Annotated in this window: 18 protein-coding genes; 12 read left to right on the top strand and 6 right to left on the bottom strand. The window is 67.2% G+C overall.

Annotated elements, in window-relative coordinates; all coding sequences use genetic code 11:
- The first annotated feature begins 4 nt into the window (after positions 1-4).
- Together DD559_RS19550 and tldD are read left to right on the top strand one after the other, a co-directional pair.
- Positions 5-436, top strand: coding sequence for a hypothetical protein (locus DD559_RS19550; protein ID WP_133243758.1), 432 nt, complete (start codon positions 5-7; stop codon positions 434-436).
- A gap of 193 nt (positions 437-629) precedes the next feature.
- A complete protein-coding gene (gene tldD / locus DD559_RS02250; RefSeq protein ID WP_116467755.1) occupies positions 630-2,057 on the top strand; it encodes a metalloprotease TldD in 1,428 nt (475 codons plus the stop codon).
- Here tldD and DD559_RS02245 read toward each other — a convergent pair whose 3' ends face one another.
- Complete coding sequence (locus DD559_RS02245) at positions 2,058-2,354, bottom strand: CcdB family protein (RefSeq protein ID WP_116467754.1); 297 nt, start codon at positions 2,352-2,354, stop codon at positions 2,058-2,060.
- Positions 2,354-2,599 (bottom strand): type II toxin-antitoxin system CcdA family antitoxin, encoded by a 246-nt coding sequence (locus tag DD559_RS02240; protein WP_116467753.1) that lies wholly within the window; start codon positions 2,597-2,599, stop codon positions 2,354-2,356. Before DD559_RS02240 ends, DD559_RS02245 begins: the two co-directional genes overlap by 1 nt.
- Before the next feature lie 133 nt (positions 2,600-2,732).
- On the opposite strand from DD559_RS02240, the gene DD559_RS20440 reads away from it, so the two are divergent.
- Complete coding sequence (locus DD559_RS20440; protein WP_438270356.1) at positions 2,733-2,861, top strand: putative signal transducing protein; 129 nt, start codon at positions 2,733-2,735, stop codon at positions 2,859-2,861.
- On the opposite strand, the gene DD559_RS02230 is transcribed toward DD559_RS20440, so the two are convergent.
- A complete protein-coding gene (locus DD559_RS02230; RefSeq protein WP_116467752.1) occupies positions 2,851-4,068 on the bottom strand; it encodes a UbiH/UbiF/VisC/COQ6 family ubiquinone biosynthesis hydroxylase in 1,218 nt (405 codons plus the stop codon). The genes DD559_RS20440 and DD559_RS02230 overlap by 11 nt on opposite strands.
- A 133-nt stretch (positions 4,069-4,201) precedes the next feature.
- Between DD559_RS02230 and DD559_RS02225 the strand changes: the two genes are divergently transcribed.
- The 4 genes from DD559_RS02225 (at position 4,202) to ribA (ending at position 9,338) form a co-directional block, all read left to right on the top strand.
- Positions 4,202-6,562 carry a DNA translocase FtsK gene (locus DD559_RS02225; RefSeq protein WP_116467751.1) on the top strand — a complete coding sequence of 787 codons (2,361 nt, stop codon included), beginning with the start codon at positions 4,202-4,204 and terminating at the stop codon, positions 6,560-6,562.
- A gap of 87 nt (positions 6,563-6,649) precedes the next feature.
- Entirely contained in the window at positions 6,650-7,258 is a 609-nt protein-coding gene (locus DD559_RS02220; RefSeq protein ID WP_165830952.1) for a LolA family protein, read from the top strand.
- A gap of 242 nt (positions 7,259-7,500) precedes the next feature.
- Complete coding sequence (locus DD559_RS02215; RefSeq protein ID WP_116467750.1) at positions 7,501-8,283, top strand: exodeoxyribonuclease III; 783 nt, start codon at positions 7,501-7,503, stop codon at positions 8,281-8,283.
- The gene (gene ribA, locus DD559_RS02210; RefSeq protein ID WP_116467749.1) at positions 8,280-9,338 is read left to right on the top strand and encodes a GTP cyclohydrolase II; all 1,059 of its coding nucleotides are present in this window, start codon (positions 8,280-8,282) and stop codon (positions 9,336-9,338) included. Before DD559_RS02215 ends, ribA begins: the two co-directional genes overlap by 4 nt.
- A gap of 140 nt (positions 9,339-9,478) precedes the next feature.
- Here the strand turns inward: ribA and DD559_RS02205 are convergent, their stop codons facing one another.
- Together DD559_RS02205 and DD559_RS02200 are read right to left on the bottom strand one after the other, a co-directional pair.
- Positions 9,479-10,177 (bottom strand): HAD family hydrolase, encoded by a 699-nt coding sequence (locus tag DD559_RS02205; protein WP_116467748.1) that lies wholly within the window; start codon positions 10,175-10,177, stop codon positions 9,479-9,481.
- The gene (locus DD559_RS02200) at positions 10,174-10,842 is read right to left on the bottom strand and encodes a YggS family pyridoxal phosphate-dependent enzyme (RefSeq protein WP_116467747.1); all 669 of its coding nucleotides are present in this window, start codon (positions 10,840-10,842) and stop codon (positions 10,174-10,176) included. The genes DD559_RS02205 and DD559_RS02200 overlap by 4 nt, the downstream gene beginning before the upstream one ends.
- A gap of 61 nt (positions 10,843-10,903) precedes the next feature.
- Between DD559_RS02200 and DD559_RS02195 the strand changes: the two genes are divergently transcribed.
- Positions 10,904-11,389 (top strand): thiamine phosphate synthase, encoded by a 486-nt coding sequence (locus DD559_RS02195; RefSeq protein WP_240610086.1) that lies wholly within the window; start codon positions 10,904-10,906, stop codon positions 11,387-11,389.
- Positions 11,390-11,397: 8 nt separating this feature from the next.
- Here DD559_RS02195 and DD559_RS02190 read toward each other — a convergent pair whose 3' ends face one another.
- Complete coding sequence (locus DD559_RS02190) at positions 11,398-12,126, bottom strand: hypothetical protein (RefSeq protein ID WP_368389676.1); 729 nt, start codon at positions 12,124-12,126, stop codon at positions 11,398-11,400.
- Between the two features lie 206 nt (positions 12,127-12,332).
- On the opposite strand from DD559_RS02190, the gene DD559_RS02185 reads away from it, so the two are divergent.
- From DD559_RS02185 to holA, 4 genes are read left to right on the top strand one after another with little or no spacing between them, the layout of a single operon-like run.
- The gene (locus DD559_RS02185) at positions 12,333-12,770 is read left to right on the top strand and encodes a DUF3576 domain-containing protein (RefSeq protein ID WP_116467745.1); all 438 of its coding nucleotides are present in this window, start codon (positions 12,333-12,335) and stop codon (positions 12,768-12,770) included.
- Positions 12,771-12,783: 13 nt separating this feature from the next.
- Entirely contained in the window at positions 12,784-15,345 is a 2,562-nt protein-coding gene (leuS, locus tag DD559_RS02180) for a leucine--tRNA ligase (protein ID WP_116467744.1), read from the top strand.
- Positions 15,342-15,848 (top strand): LPS assembly lipoprotein LptE, encoded by a 507-nt coding sequence (gene lptE, locus DD559_RS02175; RefSeq protein ID WP_116467743.1) that lies wholly within the window; start codon positions 15,342-15,344, stop codon positions 15,846-15,848. Before leuS ends, lptE begins: the two co-directional genes overlap by 4 nt.
- Entirely contained in the window at positions 15,845-16,867 is a 1,023-nt protein-coding gene (gene holA / locus DD559_RS02170; protein ID WP_116467742.1) for a DNA polymerase III subunit delta, read from the top strand. The genes lptE and holA overlap by 4 nt, the downstream gene beginning before the upstream one ends.

Below are 16,867 nucleotides of genomic sequence, written 5' to 3'. Positions count from 1 at the left end.
TTCAATGACGCTTTGGCTTTTCGCTATGTTTGTGCAGTCGCCTGACGTCATCGAACTTCGGTGCCCGGGCTCGACAACTGTCCTGGCACCTACCAAGCAGGGCTCCGCAGTTGTTACTGGTCCTGCGGGGACTGCAGCAACTGCGTCTGTGGAGCGCACTGCCGTCGATTCTCGCGGCGTCACGGAATTCCGCATTGAAGGCGATAAGGCTTTCGCCCGGCCACCTCTTGGCTTCGTCGAGCGAAAGGGGACCAACGGCTGGCTGCCGGTAAAGAAGCTTGTGGTCACTGATGGTGAGATTTCGGGCATGGTGCAGGTTGATCTACTTACGGCATCGCGGTTTCGAATCGACCGACGCACAGGTGAGTTGACGACAAGCGGTGGCTTTCGTGGAGTTTGCACAAAGCTAGAAGCGAACGACAAAAGAGCGTTCTAGCCGACTCATCGTTCTTGATTCCCACCACGAACCCAAGCCAGCGCAGCCGTGTTAGGCGACGGTTTGCTTGTACTTGGAGTTGGAATGGGCCCAACTCCTGCAGGCGTACCGCTCAAAATCCATGAACGGGCCGACGGCCGCTGATCGTCGCGCTGATGCGTGACTCTTTGATCGCGCCTCCTATATCGGTAAGATGAGCATTCCCACCGATCCCCGCGCCTTCCTCTATCGCGACGGGCTTGATCCCGACGCTGCCGTTCGCCTGACCGCCGATGCGCTGGGCCAGGCCGAGGATGGCGAGCTCTATCTGCAATATCGCAAGTCCGAGGCGTTCGGCTTCGACGACGGCCGGCTGAAGACCGCGGCGTACGACACGCAGTCGGGCTTCGGCCTGCGCGCGGTCTCGGGCGAGACGACGGCGTTCGCCCACGCCAACGAGATCAGCGCCGCCGCGATCCGCCGCGCCGCCGAGACGATGGCGCTGATCGATCCGGCCAGGCAGGGCAAGGCCCCGCCGCCCCAGGGCAACAACCGCCATCTCTACACCGATGCCGATCCGCTCGACCTGGTCCCCTTCGCCGACAAGGTGAACCTGTGCCAGACGATCGACGCCGCCGCCCGCGCGCGCGATCCCCGCGTCAAGCAGGTCTCCGTCAGCCTCACCGGCCAGTGGAGCGTGGTCGAGGTGGTGCGCGCCGACGGCTTCGTCGCCACCGATGTCCGGCCGCTGGTGCGGCTCAACGTCTCGGTGGTCGTCGAGCAGAATGGCCGCCGCGAGACCGGCAGCTTCGGCACCGGCGGGCGCGTCGTCTATGACCGGCTGTTCCAGCCCGAAACCTGGAACCGCGCGATCGACGAGGCGCTGGCACAGGCGCTGGTCAATCTCGATGCGGTGGCCGCGCCTGCAGGCGACATGACCGTGCTGTGCGGCCCCGGCTGGCCCGGCGTGCTGCTCCACGAGGCGGTGGGCCATGGTCTCGAGGGCGACTTCAACCGCAAGGGCACCAGCGCCTTTTCGGGCCGCATCGGCGAGCGCGTCGCGGCGCCCGGCGTGACCGTGGTCGACGACGGCTCGATCCATGATCGCCGCGGCTCGCTCTCGATCGACGACGAGGGCACGCCGACGCGCGAGACGGTGCTGATCGAGGACGGCATCCTCAAGGGCTATATGCAGGACCGCTTGAACGCCCGTCTGATGGGCGTCGAGCCGACCGGCAACGGCCGCCGCGAATCCTTCCAGCACGCGCCGATGCCGCGGATGACCAACACCTTCATGAAAGGCGGCAAGGACGATCCCGCCGAACTGCTCTCGCGCGTGAAGAAGGGCATCTACGCCAAGAGCTTCGGCGGCGGCCAGGTCGACATCGTCTCGGGCAAGTTCGTCTTCTCGTGCACCGAGGCGTACCTCATCGATAACGGCAAGCTGGGCGCCCCGATCAAGGGCGCGACGCTGATCGGCGACGGGCCGACCGTGCTCCACCGCGTGACCGGCATCGGCAACGACTTCGCGCTCGACGAAGGCATCGGCATGTGCGGCAAGGGCGGCCAGTCGATCCCCGCCGGCGTCGGCCAGCCGACGCTGCTGGTGGAGGGGCTGACGGTTGGCGGGACGGCAGCCTGATCAGCCGCTGCCGGTGAGCACGTCGATCGCGCCGAGGATGCGGAAGCGCTCCTCGGCAAGCGATCCCACCCGCTCGCGCAGCTCGGCGGTGCGTATCGCGGCGGCGAATTCCGTCATCAGGACCAAGGTCTCGCCGTTCACGTCGAAGTGCGGATGCAAACGCGGCGTCGTCGGGGCGCTTTCGCCGGGCTTTGCAAGCGGGATGACGAAGCGCGTGCCGATCGTTGCGAGATCCTCGGCCTGGCAGTCGATCACCAGGCCGCCGCCCGCCAGCCGATGCACGTCAAACTGCGCCATCAGAACAGGCGGTAGCGCTCGAGCGGCAATCCGTTCTCTTCGACCCAGCGATTATGGGCTTCCGCCCATTCGCGATTCTCTTCCTGCCAACGCCGGTCGCGCTCCGCCTTGGCGGCGGCGCGGATCGCGGCTTCGCAAACCTGGGAGAGATTCAGCCCCACCTCGCGCGCAGCCGCGACCACGCCCGTGTCGAGCGACAAGTTCACCGCCTTGCGCTTGCCGGACGCGATCGGATCGTGCTTCATGCGGATAAGCTATGCGCATGCCCCATGCGCGTCAATCATCGGAGGCCGGCATGGCGCTCGTCGAACTCGGCCGGTTCAACCGGCAGGAAGCCTTCATCGTCCAGGGCCGGCGGATGAGGAAATCCCCAGCTTCGTGTTCGACGCAGGCGCCAGCATCGCCGACGGCAGCTATCTGCTGATCCCGGTACGGGTGATGGTCGACGACGAGGATCTCGCCGCCGCCCGCACCATCCTCGCCGCGGCGGGTGGCGCTACGCCGTAATCCCCTGGAGCAGCTTGGGTACGTCGCCGCTCTCGCCGCGCGCCTCGCCCATGAACCAGGACTTGAGCGGCGGGATCCGGTCCACCGCCGACAGGCCAAAGCGCCGCGCCGCATGGGGCAGCGCGCCGGGGATGCCGAACAGCCGGGTGAGCCCGTCGGTCGCCAGCGCCACCATGAAGGTGTCGAGCCCGCGCCAGCGCTGGTAGCGGGCGAGCAGCTCGGGATCGCCCATGTCGAGCCCCAGGCGCTTGCCGTCGACCAGCACCTCGACCAAAGTCGCCACGTCGCGGAAGCCGACATTGACGCCCTGCCCCGCGATCGGATGGATGCCGTGCGCCGCGTCGCCGACCAGCGCCAGCCGCTCGGCGGTGATCCAGGCGGCATGGTGGAAGCCGAGCGGATAGGAGGAGCGCGACGACAGCGGCCCCAGCTTGCCCAGAAAACCACCCATCTTCTTCTCGGCCTCGGCCAGATAGGCGCGATCGGAAATCTTGTGCATCGCCGCCGCGTCGCTGCCCTTCACCGTCCACACCACCGCCGAGCGATGGCCGTTCTCGTCATCGAGCAGCGGCAGGATCGCAAACGGGCCCTGCGGGTAGAAGATCTCGTAGGCGATATTCTCGTGGGAACGCTCGTGATTGAGCGTCGCGATCATCGCGGCATGGTCATAGGTCCAGCGCGCGACCTTGAAGCCCGCCGAATCGCGGGTCGGCGAGTTGCGCCCCTCCGCTGCAATCAGCAGCTGCGCGCGCACCGTCGCACCCGAATCGAGCGTCGCCACCACGCCGTGCGGCCCGCGCTCCACCGATACCGCGCGCGTCTGCATCCGCACGTCCGCCAGCGGCGCCGCCTGCGCCGCCTCGAACAGCGCGGTGCGCAGCACGCGATTCTCGAACATATGGCCGAGCGCACCGTCATCGGCGTCCGGCGCGAAATCGAGCTTGCCCGGCGCCAGCCCGTCGGAGACGCGGATGCCCTCGATCGGGCACCCCTTCCCCGCCAGCCGCCCGGCGACGCCGATCGCCTCGAACATCCGCATCGGCGCGCTCGCGATCGCCGAGGCGCGGCCGTCGAAACTCGCGCCGAGGATGGTTTCGGGGTCCGCCGGATCGATCACGATCGCGCTGATGCCATGCGCGTCGAGCGCAACCGCCAGCGCGCTGCCGACCAGCCCGCCGCCGAGGATGAGAATGTCCGCCTGGTCCATGGAAACCGCCCTAGCAGGTTCGCGGCCGCCTGCCAGCCGTCAACAAGTGCAGGCGGCCCGCTCCCGCTTGACGGCGGAGTCGCCAAGGGCGATGCAATCCTTCGACTTTCCTTGCAGTTCCGGAGAATGGGTGATGGCCACCCGCGCACAGACGCCGCATTGGCGCGATACGATGAAAGCGGGGGTTCGCCGTAGCGGGGCCGTGTTGGCTGGCATCGCCCTTTTCGTGGTGACGGTGGCGCTGGTGCTGGCGCTGGTGAGCTTTCATTCGCAGGATCCAGCGCTCAATACCGCGTCCGGCGGACCGGTGCGCAACTGGCTGGGGCCGATCGGTGCCTGGACCTCGGACATTCTCTATTCGCTGCTCGGATTGCCGATCCTGATGCTGGCGCCAGTTGGGCTGATCACCGCCCATCGCTGGATGACCGGCCGCCCGAACGAGCGCCCGCGCCGGATGATCGTAGGCGCAGCGGTGGGCACGCTCGTGGCCGCGATCGGGCTTACGCTGCTGCATATCGACTGGTCGCTGCCGATCGAATGGCGGCTACCGGCCGGACTTGGCGGACTGGCCGGGCTCGCGGTAGCCGGCGGCGTCGACTGGGTGATCGGACTGGCGGGCGATCCGGCGGTTTCCTTCTGGGCCGGGCGCGGGCTGGGCCTGATCCTGCTGCTCGGCGGCCTGTGGTTCTGGTGGATGCGGCTGGAGTTCACCGCGCCTACGCGCCTGTTCCGAATGCCGCGCCTTACCCGCAGCACGGGCGAAGAGCGGATCGTCGCCGCCGACGCCCCCCGCTTCCGCATCGCCGACCCGCAACCGCACGAGGACGACCTGCCGTTCGAACGCGCCGCGCCGCTCGCCACCGAGCCCCGCCGGCAGGTCGTGCCGGACAATCGCCCAGGCCCGGTGATCGCCGAGCGCACCATCGCCACCTCCCCCGCCCGTGCCAAGCCGCCGGTACAGGCCGCGCTGGACTTCAAGGACAGCTATCAGCTGCCGCCGCTCGACCTGCTGGCGCCACCGCCGGCAAACACCAATGCGACGATCGACAAGGCTGCGCTGGAGCGCAACGCCCGGCTGCTGGAGAGCGTGCTCGAAGACTTCCATGTGAAGGGCGAAATCGTCGAGGTGCGCCCCGGCCCGGTCGTCACCATGTACGAGCTGGAACCGGCGAGCGGCATCAAGGCCAGCCGCGTGATCCAGCTGGCCGACGACATCGCCCGCAACATGAGCGCGATCTCTGCCCGCGTCGCGACGATTCCTGGCCGCACCGTGATCGGCATCGAGCTGCCCAATGCGGTGCGCGAAGGCGTCAACCTGCACGAGCTGATCGGCAGCCAGCAGTTCGAGGAACAGGGCGCGACCCTGCCGGTGGTGCTCGGCAAGAACATCGCCGGCGAACCGGTGATCGCCGACCTTGCGCCGATGCCGCACCTGCTCGTCGCCGGCACCACCGGCTCGGGCAAGTCCGTGGGGCTCAACTGCATGATCCTGTCGCTGCTCTATCGGCTGACGCCCGAGCAGTGCCGGCTGATCATGATCGATCCGAAGATGCTGGAACTCAGCATGTACAAGGACATCCCCCATTTGCTCGCCGATGTGGTGACCGAGCCGGCCAAGGCGGTGCGCGCGCTGAAATGGGCCGTGGAGCAGATGGAGGACCGCTACCGGATGATGGCATCGGTCAACGTCCGCAGCCTGGCGAGCTTCAACGACAAGGTCCGCACCGCCAAGGCCAAGGGGCAGACGCTCGGCCGCAAGGTGCAGGTCGGCTATGATTCGGATACCGGCAAGCCGATCTACGAGGAGGAAGAACTCGACCTGCAGGTGCTGCCGCTGATCGTCGTCATCGTCGATGAGCTGGCCGACCTGATGATGACCGCGGGCAAGGAAGTCGAATTCCTGATCCAGCGCCTGGCGCAGAAGGCACGCGCGGCGGGCATCCACCTGATCATGGCGACGCAGCGCCCCTCGGTCGACGTCATCACCGGCGTCATCAAGGCCAACCTGCCGACCCGGATCAGCTTCCACGTCACCTCGAAGATCGATTCGCGCACCATCCTGGGCGAACAGGGCGCCGAGCAGCTGCTGGGCAAGGGCGACATGCTCTACATGTCCGGCGGCAAGGGCATCACCCGCGTGCACGGCCCCTTCGTCAGTGACGACGAGGTGCAGGCGATCACCGATTTCTGGCGTTCGCAGGGGGCGCCGGATTATATCTCCGCGGTAACCGAGGAGCCCGAGGATGGTGGCTTCAAGCTGGAAGGCGAGCCCGACGGCGAGGACAGCCCCGAGGAGCAATCCTATCGCCGCGCAGTGCAGCTGGTTGCGGAAAGCCAGAAGGCCTCGACCTCGTGGCTGCAACGCCAGCTGCGGGTGGGCTATAACTCCGCCGCACGGCTGATCGAGCGGATGGAACGCGAGGGGCTGGTATCGCGGCCGGACCATGTCGGCCGTCGTGAAGTGCTGATGGATACCGAGGGGCGGCAGCTCTAAGAGGATCGAATCGGGGCAGTAACGGGTTCACAGCCCGTTCAAGCCCCGCCCGCTATCCGGGCGACCAGCAATACGGAGAAGAACCTCGTGTTTTCGCGCCCCCTGGCCCTTTCGATTCTTGCCGCGCCGCTGCTCGTTTCGGCGGCGCCCGCCCCGGAGCTTGCGCAGGTGCAGCGGCATCTGAAAGGCATCTCCACGATGACCGCCGATTTCACGCAGGAAGACCGGAACGGCCGTGTCCTGAGCGGCGTGCTGACGCTGAAGCAGCCCGGCAAGATCCGCTTCCAATATGAAAAGGGCGTGCCGCAGCTGATCGTCGCCGATGGCAAGAGCCTGTATTTCATCGACTATCAGGTGCGCCAGGTGCAGCGCTGGCCGACCGGCAACTCGCCGCTACGGGTGCTGCTTGATCCCGGCCAGGATATCAGCAGCTATGCGAAGGTGAAACCCACCGCCGATCCGCGCGTGGTTTCGGTGGAGGTGCATGATTCAAAGCACCCCGAATATGGCCGCATCACCCTGGTGTTCCAGAAGGACAGCGCCGCCCCCGCGGGGCTGAAGCTGCAAGGCTGGGTGGCGTTGGACGCGCAGAACAACCGCACCACGATCCGGCTGAGCAACCAGCGCTTCAACGGCCCAGTGGCCGATTCCGCTTTCCGCTGGAGCGACCCGCGGATTCAGGTTCGCACGCATTAATTTCCGTATAGTGCAATCGTTCATCCAAGCGACAGGTTTGCACGTCTATCAAGGCAAGGCGGAAGGGGTTGCTGTCCGGGATTTTTCCCCCTGTTGCCCGGCTTTATGCCCCCTCCCCCTGCGTGACGAACGCTAGGTCGGCCCTCGCTCCATTGCCCCCGGAGCGGGGGCCTTTCCTTTTTGGGCGGCGAGTTCCCGACGAGATACTGGCACTTCGGCGCGGACTTGCTACATCGGCGCGCGTGAAGATCGCCTCCTGGAACATCAACTCCGTCCGCTTTCGCATCGCCATCCTCGAGCAGTTCCTGCGCGAGGAGATGCCCGATATCCTGTGCCTGCAGGAAACCAAGGTGATCGACGGCGATTTCCCCGAGTCGCCATTCCACGCGCTGGGCTATACCCACATCATCAAGCACGGCCAGCGGATGCACCACGGCGTGGCGATCGTTTCGCGCGTCCCCATTGCCGAGGATGATCGGCTCGACTGGCAGGCGAATCAGGAGGCGCGGCATGTGGGCGTGCGGCTGCCGGGCGGTGTGCGGCTTGAGAATGTCTATGTGCCCGCCGGCGGCGACGTGCCCGACCGCGCGGTGAACCCCAAGTTCGGCCAGAAGCTCGATTTCGTGGCGCGGATGACCGAATGGTCCGAAAAGCTCGACGTGCCGACGATCCTGACCGGCGATTTCAACATCGCCCCGCTCGAATCGGATGTGTGGAGCCACAAGCAGCTGCTCGACGTCGTCAGCCACACGCCGATCGAAGTCGAGGCGCTGGGGCGGCTGCAGGCGGCGCATGGCTGGGTGGATCTCGGCCGCAAGTTCATCCCGGCGCCGGCGCGCTGCTACACCTGGTGGAGCTACCGCGCGAAGGATTGGGCCGCCTCCGATCGCGGGCGGCGGCTCGACCATATGTGGGCCAGCCCCGAAGTTGCGGAAAAGGCGGTGGCGCACAAGGTATGCGAACCGTGCCGTTCATGGCTCAAGCCCTCGGACCATGTGCCGATCGTGACGGAGTTCGATTTTTGAGCAACCCGCGCGCCGCCGCCCATGCCGTGGATGCCCTGCGCCGCGGCTGGCCGATCGCGATCCGGGGCACAGGCGGCACGCTTCGGTTGCTGGCGGTCGAAACCGGCGACGGCGAACGGCTGGCGGCATTCGACTCCGCAGGCACGGCCCCTGTGCTGCTTTCCGCAGGGCGCGCAGCGACGCTGAAGCTCGCCAACCAGCGCGACGCGGCGACGCCCGATGCACCGGTGCTGATCGAGCGGGTGGACTGGCTCGACTTCGACGCGGCGACGGCGCTGGCCGACCCGCAGTTCGACCTCGCGACGCCGCTCAAGGGGCCCTTCCGCGCGATTCCGGTGGTGCAGGCCGATGCCGCTGCGGCAGCGCTGCGGCTGGCGCGCATTGCCGGGATGCTGCCGGCCTTCTTCGTGCTCGAAGGCGAGTCGGAAGATTCGATCACGCTTGCCGATATCGACGCCCACGAGGATGCCGATCGCCTGCGCATCGTCGGCCGTGCCCGGCTGCCGGTGGAAGCCGCCGAGGATGCCGAGATCGTCGCCTTCCGTACCGACGAGATGCCCGGCGAGCATATCGCGCTGCTGATCGGCCAGCCGAACGGCGAGGCACCCCTGGTACGCCTCCATAGCGAATGCCTGACCGGCGACATGCTCGGCAGCCTGAAATGCGATTGCGGACCCCAGCTCAAGGCGGCGGTCGCGGAGATTTCGAAGAGCGGCTGGGGCATCCTGCTCTATCTGCGCCAGGAAGGCCGCGGCATCGGCCTGATCAACAAACTGCGCGCCTATGCGCTGCAGGACCAGGGCTTCGACACGGTCGATGCGAACACAAGGCTGGGCTTCGCGATCGACGCGCGCAACTTCCGGGTGGCGGCGCGGATGCTGACCCTGCTGGGCCAGCCGCGCATCCGGCTGCTCACCAACAACCCGCAAAAGGTGGAGACGCTGCGCGCGGCGGGCGTGGACGTGGCCGAACGCGTGCCGCATGTGCTGCCGGCGAACCCGCACAACGCGCGGTACCTGGCGACCAAGCGGGATCGGACGGGGCACGAGTTTTAAGGCCTGCCGAATCCTCCCCCGCCAGGGGGAGGCAGCACGACGGCTGCCGTTCTGGCATCCTCCCCCTCCGACCCGCTGGCGCGGGCCACCTCCCCCTGGCGGGGGAGGATACGCTCAGCTTTAACGCCTGGTAGGAGCGGTTATGCGATCAGCCGGGCGACCTCGTCGAAATCGTGGGCGATGTGCTGCACGCCCAGCGCCCGCAGGCGCTCGCCATGGTCCGCCGCGCAGTGGGCGCCCGCGCACAGGCCGATTACCGTCGCGCCCGAGGCAACCGCGCCCGTCACCCCCACCGGCGAATCCTCGAGGATCACGCAACGCTCGATCGGCACGCCCAGCGCCGCGGCGGCGTGGAGATAGAGGTCGGGCGCCGGCTTGCCGCGCACCACATGCTCGCGACCGCTGAACAGCTTGTCGCCGAACAGGTCGCGCACGCCCAGATGGCGGAGATGGGTGTCGAGCCAATGCGTGGGGCTCGACGAGGCGATCGCCTTGGGCAGATCGGCGGGCAGGCTTTCGAGGAAGCGGAGCGCCCCCGCTACCGCCGGCAACCCCTCTTCCAGCACCCGCGCGTCTTCCTCGGCGCGGGCGGTGTGGAAATCGTCGGGCACCGTGCGGCCGATCCAGCGCTCGATGGCTGCCAGGAAATCATGCCCCGCCAGCCCCATGAAATGCGCCATCGAATGTTCGGGCGTGGTCGGGTGGCCGATGCTGGTCAGATAGTCAGCGACATGCTTGTTGCCGGCATATTCGCTTTCCAGCAGCACCCCGTCGAAATCGAACAGGATTGCGTCGAAGCGTACCGAGAGCATGGCTGGAATCCGCGAAAGTTCGTTCATGCGCGATCTCCGAACAGCGCCGTGCCGACGCGGACATGGGTGGCGCCGAGCGTCACCGCCGTCTCGAAATCGCTCGACATACCCATGCTGAGCCCGTCGAGCCCCTGCTCGCCTGCCAGCTTGGCTAGCAGCGCGAAATAGGGGGCGGCCTCCAGCCCCGCCGGCGGCACGCACATCAGGCCGGCAACCGGCAGGTTGGCCGCACGCGCCTCGGCGAGCAGTGCGGGCACATCTGCTACCGGGCAGCCGCCCTTTTGCGGTTCGTCGCCGATATTGACCTGGAGGAAGCAGGCAGGACGGCGATCGGCCTTGTCCATCGCCTTGGCGAGCGCCGTGACCAGCGAAGACCGGTCGACGCCGTGGATCGCATCGAACAGCGCCACGGCCTCCTCGGCCTTGTTCGACTGGAGCTGGCCGACGAGATGGAGCTCGATGCCCGGCGTCGCCTCGCGCAGCTGCGGCCATTTGCCCTGCGCTTCCTGCACCCGGTTCTCGCCGAAAACGCGCTGGCCGGCAGCGATCAGCGGCTGGATCGTCGCGGCGTCGTGCGTCTTGGAAACGGCGATAAGGGTGATGGCGTCGGGCTTGCGGCCGGCGATCTTGGCGGCGCGGAGAATCGCGGTCTGCACCGCGGCGAGCCGCTGGCTGGCATCGTCTTGAAGCATAGGGCGGGCTATAGGCACGGACATGCCCAATCGCCACCCCCCAATCCCAAAGCTGTGGCTGATGACCGACCCGCGACTCGGCGATCGGCTATGGGAGGCGCTGGCGCGGCTGCCGCGCGGTAGCGGGGTGATCTTCCGCCATTACCAGCTGCCGAGCGCCGCGCGCCGCGCGCTGTTCGCCCGGATCGCCACGATCGCGCGGCGGCGGCGGCTGGTGCTGCTCCGCGCGGGCGCTGCGCCGATGCGCGGCGAAGCCGGCACGCATGGCCGGCGCGGACGCGGACTCACCACCTGGCCGGTCCATTCCCGGCGCGAGGCTATCGCCGCGATCCGCGCGGGGGCCGATGCCCTGCTCGTCTCGCCGGTGTTCCCGACGCGCTCGCATCCCGGTGCGCCCGCGTTGGGGCCGATCCGATTCGCAATGTTGATCCGGGGCCTGTCGGTACCGGTGATCGCGCTGGGCGGCATGAACCCACAGCGGGCCCATCGCCTCACATCGTTCGGAGTATATGGATGGGCGGCGATCGACGCATGGGCGCCCGCCTGACCAACCGATCAGAACCGGAAGGCGGTGCCGATATAGATGGCCTGGCTTTCGCGACGGCTGTCGTTGGTCAGCTGCGGCAGGCGGTCACGCTCGTTCTTATACCGCACGCCCGCGGTAAGCGCGAGGTTGCGCGATACCGAATAGGAGCTGCTGAGATCGAGCGCATAGCTGGACTTGTCGCCGATCAGCACCGGCGTGTCGACCAGCGGACGATCTTCCGCCGCCGATATGCGGCCGCTCAAGCGCTTGCCGCTATAGCTGAGGCCGACTTCCTTGCGCTCACGGCTGCCGGGCTGGTCAACCAGATCGACATGCGTGACATCGCCCGACAGGGCAACACGGCGCCAGCCCACCGACACGCCAAGATTATACGCGATCGGCGTCAGGTTGACGGCGCTCGGCTTTGCGGCGGCAATGCGGCTATCCACATCGACCGCACGGTTCGAACGGGCGCGGACCGCGACCGTGAGCGGACGATCGACGCCGGAGCGCGAATCGGCCGGCGTGAAGCGGAAGCCCGAATCGGAAATGCCGCTACGGGCCAGCGCTGCGGCCAGCTTGGGATCGGCCGCAGCCGGGGTGAACCCGCCGACGCCATTCAGCGACAGCGGGATGGTACGAACGGCTGCCCTTGCCAGGCGGTCTCGTTCCTGGGCCTGGAGCGCTGGAGACACGGCGAGGCCGGCGACGCAAAGCGCCCCCACCCCAAGTCCCGTCATCCAGCGAACCAAACGCATCTGCATTCCTCTCTTATGGAGGCCCGTACCATGAAACGAAGCCAACGTTCCACCGGTGGCAGCAATTTTCCGGCAGGTGTTGCAACAGACCCACAGATTCGAGCCGAATCGGCCAAGGTCGCCCGTCGCGTCGCGCCTTGCTCCCGCCACATCACACCCTATAGATGCTCGCACTCATCCCTTGCCCGGTAGGAAGTACGACGTCCATGAACCGCCTGTTGCGCTTTGCGATCCTGGGGTCGCTCGCTGTTTCCGCCTCCGCCTGCAGCCACCACAAGAAGGGCGTGAACGCGGACCTGGCGGCATCGAAGGTGACGACGATCGGCGTCAACGCCTATCTGTGGCGCGCCACGCTGGACACGCTGAGCTTCATGCCGCTGCTCCAGACCGATTCGAACGGCGGCGTGATCGTCACCGACTGGTATGTGAACCCCAACGTCCCGACCGAGCGGATGAAGGTGACGGTGACCGTGCTCGACCAGGATCTGCGCGCCGATGCGCTGCGGGTCGCGGCGCTGCGCGAAGTCAATCGCAGCGGCGCCTGGGTCTCGGCACCCGTACAGGCCGCCACCGTCCAGAAGCTCGAGGACATCATCCTGACCCGTGCACGCGACCTGCGCCGCGCGGCCGTCGCCACCAACTAATCGGAATCCCAATATGGCGTCTCGCTTCAATCCCTTGAAGGCGGACGCGGCGTGGCAGAAGGCGTGGGAGGAAAACCGCACCTTCGCCGCCCGCGACGATTCGCCCAAGCCCAAGTCCTATGTGCTCGAGATGTTCCCCTATCCTTCGGGGCGCATCCATATGGGCCATGTGCGCAACTACACGATGGGCGACGTGCTGGCGCGCTTCCGCCGGATGAAGGGCATGGAAGTGCTCCATCCGATGGGCTGGGACGCCTTCGGCATGCCCGCCGAAAATGCCGCGATGGAAAAGAAGGTCCATCCCGGCGCCTGGACCCGTCAGAACATCGCGACGATGAAGGCGCAGCTCAAGCGCCTCGGCTTCGCGCTCGACTGGACGCGCGAGATCGCCACCTGCGAGCCCGATTATTACGGCCAGGAACAGGCGCTGTTCCTCGACCTGTACGAAGCCGGGCTGGTCTACCGCAAGGAAAGCGCGGTCAACTGGGACCCGGTCGACATGACCGTGCTCGCCAACGAGCAGGTGATCGACGGGCGCGGCTGGCGTTCGGGCGCGTTGGTCGAGCGGCGCAAGCTCAACCAGTGGTTCCTCAAGATCACCGATTTCGCCGACGACCTGCTCGAAGGGCTGAAGGGCCTCGAGCATTGGCCGGACAAGGTGAAGCTGATGCAGGAAAACTGGATCGGCAAGTCGGAAGGCCTGCAGTTCACGTGGGAGTTGTCCAACGGCGAAGGGCTGACCGTCTACACCACGCGGCCGGACACGATCTTCGGCGCGAGCTTCGTCGCGATCGCGGCGGACCATCCGATCGCGCAGGGCCTCGCCGCCGGGAATCCGGAAGTCCAGGCGTTCATCGAGCGCTGCAAGCAGGGCGGCACCACCGCCGCCGAGCTGGAGACGCAGGAAAAGCTCGGCTGGAACACCGGGCTCACCGCACAGCATCCGTTCGACGAGAGCTGGCAGGTGCCGGTCTATATCGCGAACTTCGTGCTGATGGACTATGGCACCGGCGCCGTGTTCGGCGTGCCGGCGCATGACCAGCGCGATTTCGAGTTCGCGTCCAAGTACGGCCTCGAAATCCGCCGCGTCGTCTCCGAAGGCGACAAGGCCGACCCCAAGTTCGACGGCACCGAGGCCTATACCGGCCCCGGCACGCTGGTGAACTCGCACTTCCTCGACGGCCTCGACGTGGTCGACGCCAAGCGCGAAGTGATCCGCCGCGCCGAGGAAGGCGGCTGGGGCACGGGCAGCACCGTCTGGCGCCTGCGCGACTGGGGCGTCAGCCGCCAGCGTTACTGGGGCACCCCGATCCCGATCATCCATTGCGAGGATTGCGGCCCGGTCGGCGTGCCGAAGGACCAGCTGCCGGTCACGCTGCCCGAGGACGTGTCGTTCGACGTCCCCGGCAACCCGCTGGACCGCCACCCGACCTGGAAGCATGTCGACTGCCCGAAATGCGGCAAGCCCGCGCGGCGCGAGACCGACACGCTCGACACCTTCGTCGATTCGAGCTGGTATTTCCTCCGCTTCGCCAGCCAGCCCTCCGACAAGCCGTTCGACAAGGCGGTGGCCGAGCAGTGGCTGCCGGTCGGCCAGTATATCGGCGGCGTCGAGCATGCGATCCTGCACCTGCTCTATGCGCGATTCTTCACCCGCGCGCTGCGCCATATCGGCCGCATCGACGTGGCCGAGCCGTTCGCGGGCCTGTTCACGCAAGGCATGGTGACGCACGAGACGTATCGAGCCGATCACGTCTATACGGCTGAAGATCTGGACGGCTATGAACCTCGCCACCAGATGACAGAGCAATATTGGGTTTCTCCCGAAGAACTGGATCGTCGTGACGACGGGCTGTTCGTCAAAGGAACAAACGACCCAGTAACCGTCGGCCGCATCGAAAAAATGTCCAAGTCGAAGAAGAACACGGTCGATCCCGAACCGATCGTGGACCAATATGGCGCGGACGCGGTGCGCTGGTTCATGCTGTCTGACAGCCCGCCCGAGCGCGATCTGGAGTGGAGCGAGAACGGCATCGAAGGCGCTTGGCGCTTTGTCCAGCGGCTGTGGCGGCTGTTCGACGGGCTGGAGGCAGCAGAGGGCGAGGACAAGGATCTCGACCGCAAGCTGCATCGCACCATCGCCGGCGTGGCCGAGGACATCGAGGCGCTGACCTTCAACAAGGCCGTCGCCAAGCTCTATGAGCTGACCGCGGCGATCGAGAAGGCCAAGCCCTCCGCCTCGCGCACCGCCGCGATCCGCACGCTGGTCCGCGTCGTGGCGCCGATGGTGCCGCACATCGCGGAGGAAGCCTGGGCCGCGATGGGCGAGACCGGCATGATCGCCGATGCCGCATGGCCGGCGGTCGATCCGGCGCTGCTGGTCGACGACGAGGTCACGATCGCGGTGCAGGTCAACGGCAAGCTGCGCGACACGCTGGTGATGCCGAAGGGCGCGGCCAAAGACGTCGTCGAGGCCGCGGCACTTGCGTCGGACAAGATCGTTCGGCTGCTCGAAGGCAACGCACCGCGCAAGATCATCGTGGTGCCCGATCGATTGGTGAACATCGTCGCATGAACAAGTCCGTCGCCCTGCTCGCCCCCCTCGCCCTCGCGCTGTCTGCGTGCGGGCTGCATCCGATGTATCAGGGGGGCAGCGGCGGTGTGGTCGCTTCCACGCTGGCGGCGGTCGACGTCGCGCCGATCGAAGGGCAGTCCGGCTGGCTGGTCACCAACGCGCTCAAGGACCGGCTCGATCATCGCGGAGCGCCTGCCGTCTATCGGCTCGACGTGAAGCTGGACGACCAGATCATCGGTCTCGGCGTACGGCGCGATGACTCGGTGTCCCGTGAGCGGCGGACGCTGCGCGCGCGGTACCAGCTGGTCGATGTGCGCAACGGCCAGGTCGTGCTCGACGCTACCGCCGGATCGGATGCAGGCATCGACGTAGTGGGTTCGGAATATGCGACGATCGCCGCCGAAAAGACCGCGCTGGAGCGCCTTTCGGGCATCGTCGCGGACCAGATCGTCGCCCGCATCGCCCGCTATGTGCGCAACGGCGGCACCCCGCCGGCACAATGAAGGCCAATGCCGGCCAGATCCGTGCAGCGGTAGAGGCACCGAAGCCCGATACCCGGCTTTATCTGCTCCACGGCCCCGATGAAGCAGGTGCCGCCGATCTCGCCGCGCGGCTGGGCAAGGCGCTGGGGCCGGAGGCCGAGCGGATCGATATCGACATGAAGGCGCTGCGCGACCAGCCGGGGCTGCTGGCCGATGAGGCGGCATCGCTCTCGCTGTTCGGCGGTGCGCGCTACATCCGGGTGCAGGGCATCGACGAAGGCGCGGCCGAGGCGGTGGCGCTGCTGCTCGGTGCAGAGCGCGCCGGCAATCCGGTGGTGGCGATCGGCCCGAACCTGAAGGCGAGCGGCAAGTTGGTGAAGGCTGCGATCGCCGCGCCCACCGCGATGGCTTTTGCCTGCTACGTTCCCGAAGGCGCAGGCGCAGCGCAACTGGCCGGTACGATCGCGCGCGAGCACGGCCTGCGGCTGACCGGCGACGTGCCGCACCGGCTGGCGCTGGCCTCGGCGGGTGATCGCGCGGTGCTGACCCGCGAGATCGAGAAGCTGGCGCTGTTCCTCGACGCCGATCCCGAACATCCGCGTGATGCCGATGGCGCCGCGCTCGACGCGATCGGCGCAGACCTGGGCGAAGGCGAGCTGTTCGGCGCGATCGAGGCGATCCTCGACGGGCGCGTGGCCGAAGTCGGCGAGGAGCTGGCCAAGCTCGGCGAAGGCGGCGGCTCGGCGATTCCGCTGCTGCGCCAGCTGGTCCGCCGGCTGATGACGCTGGCCGAGCTGCGCGCCGAGATGGACCAGGGTGCCAGCGTCGACGATGCGATGGAGCGGCACCGGGTGTTCTTCAAGGAACGTCCCGCCATCGGCCGCGCGCTGCGCCGCTGGTCTGCCCCACAGATCGCACGGGCGATCGAGCGGGTACGCCAGGCCGAACGAGCCATGATGCACAGCGGCAGTGCCGGGGAATTGCTCGCGGAAGTCGAATGCGTCGCCATCGCCCGTGCGGCGGCACGAGGAAAAGGCTAG

It is taken from the genome of Sphingomonas pokkalii (genome assembly GCF_003096275.1).
Classification (GTDB): domain Bacteria; phylum Pseudomonadota; class Alphaproteobacteria; order Sphingomonadales; family Sphingomonadaceae; genus Sphingomonas; species Sphingomonas pokkalii.
Note: the sequence above shows the minus strand (reverse complement) of the source record. Positions and strands in the feature narration are given on the sequence as shown.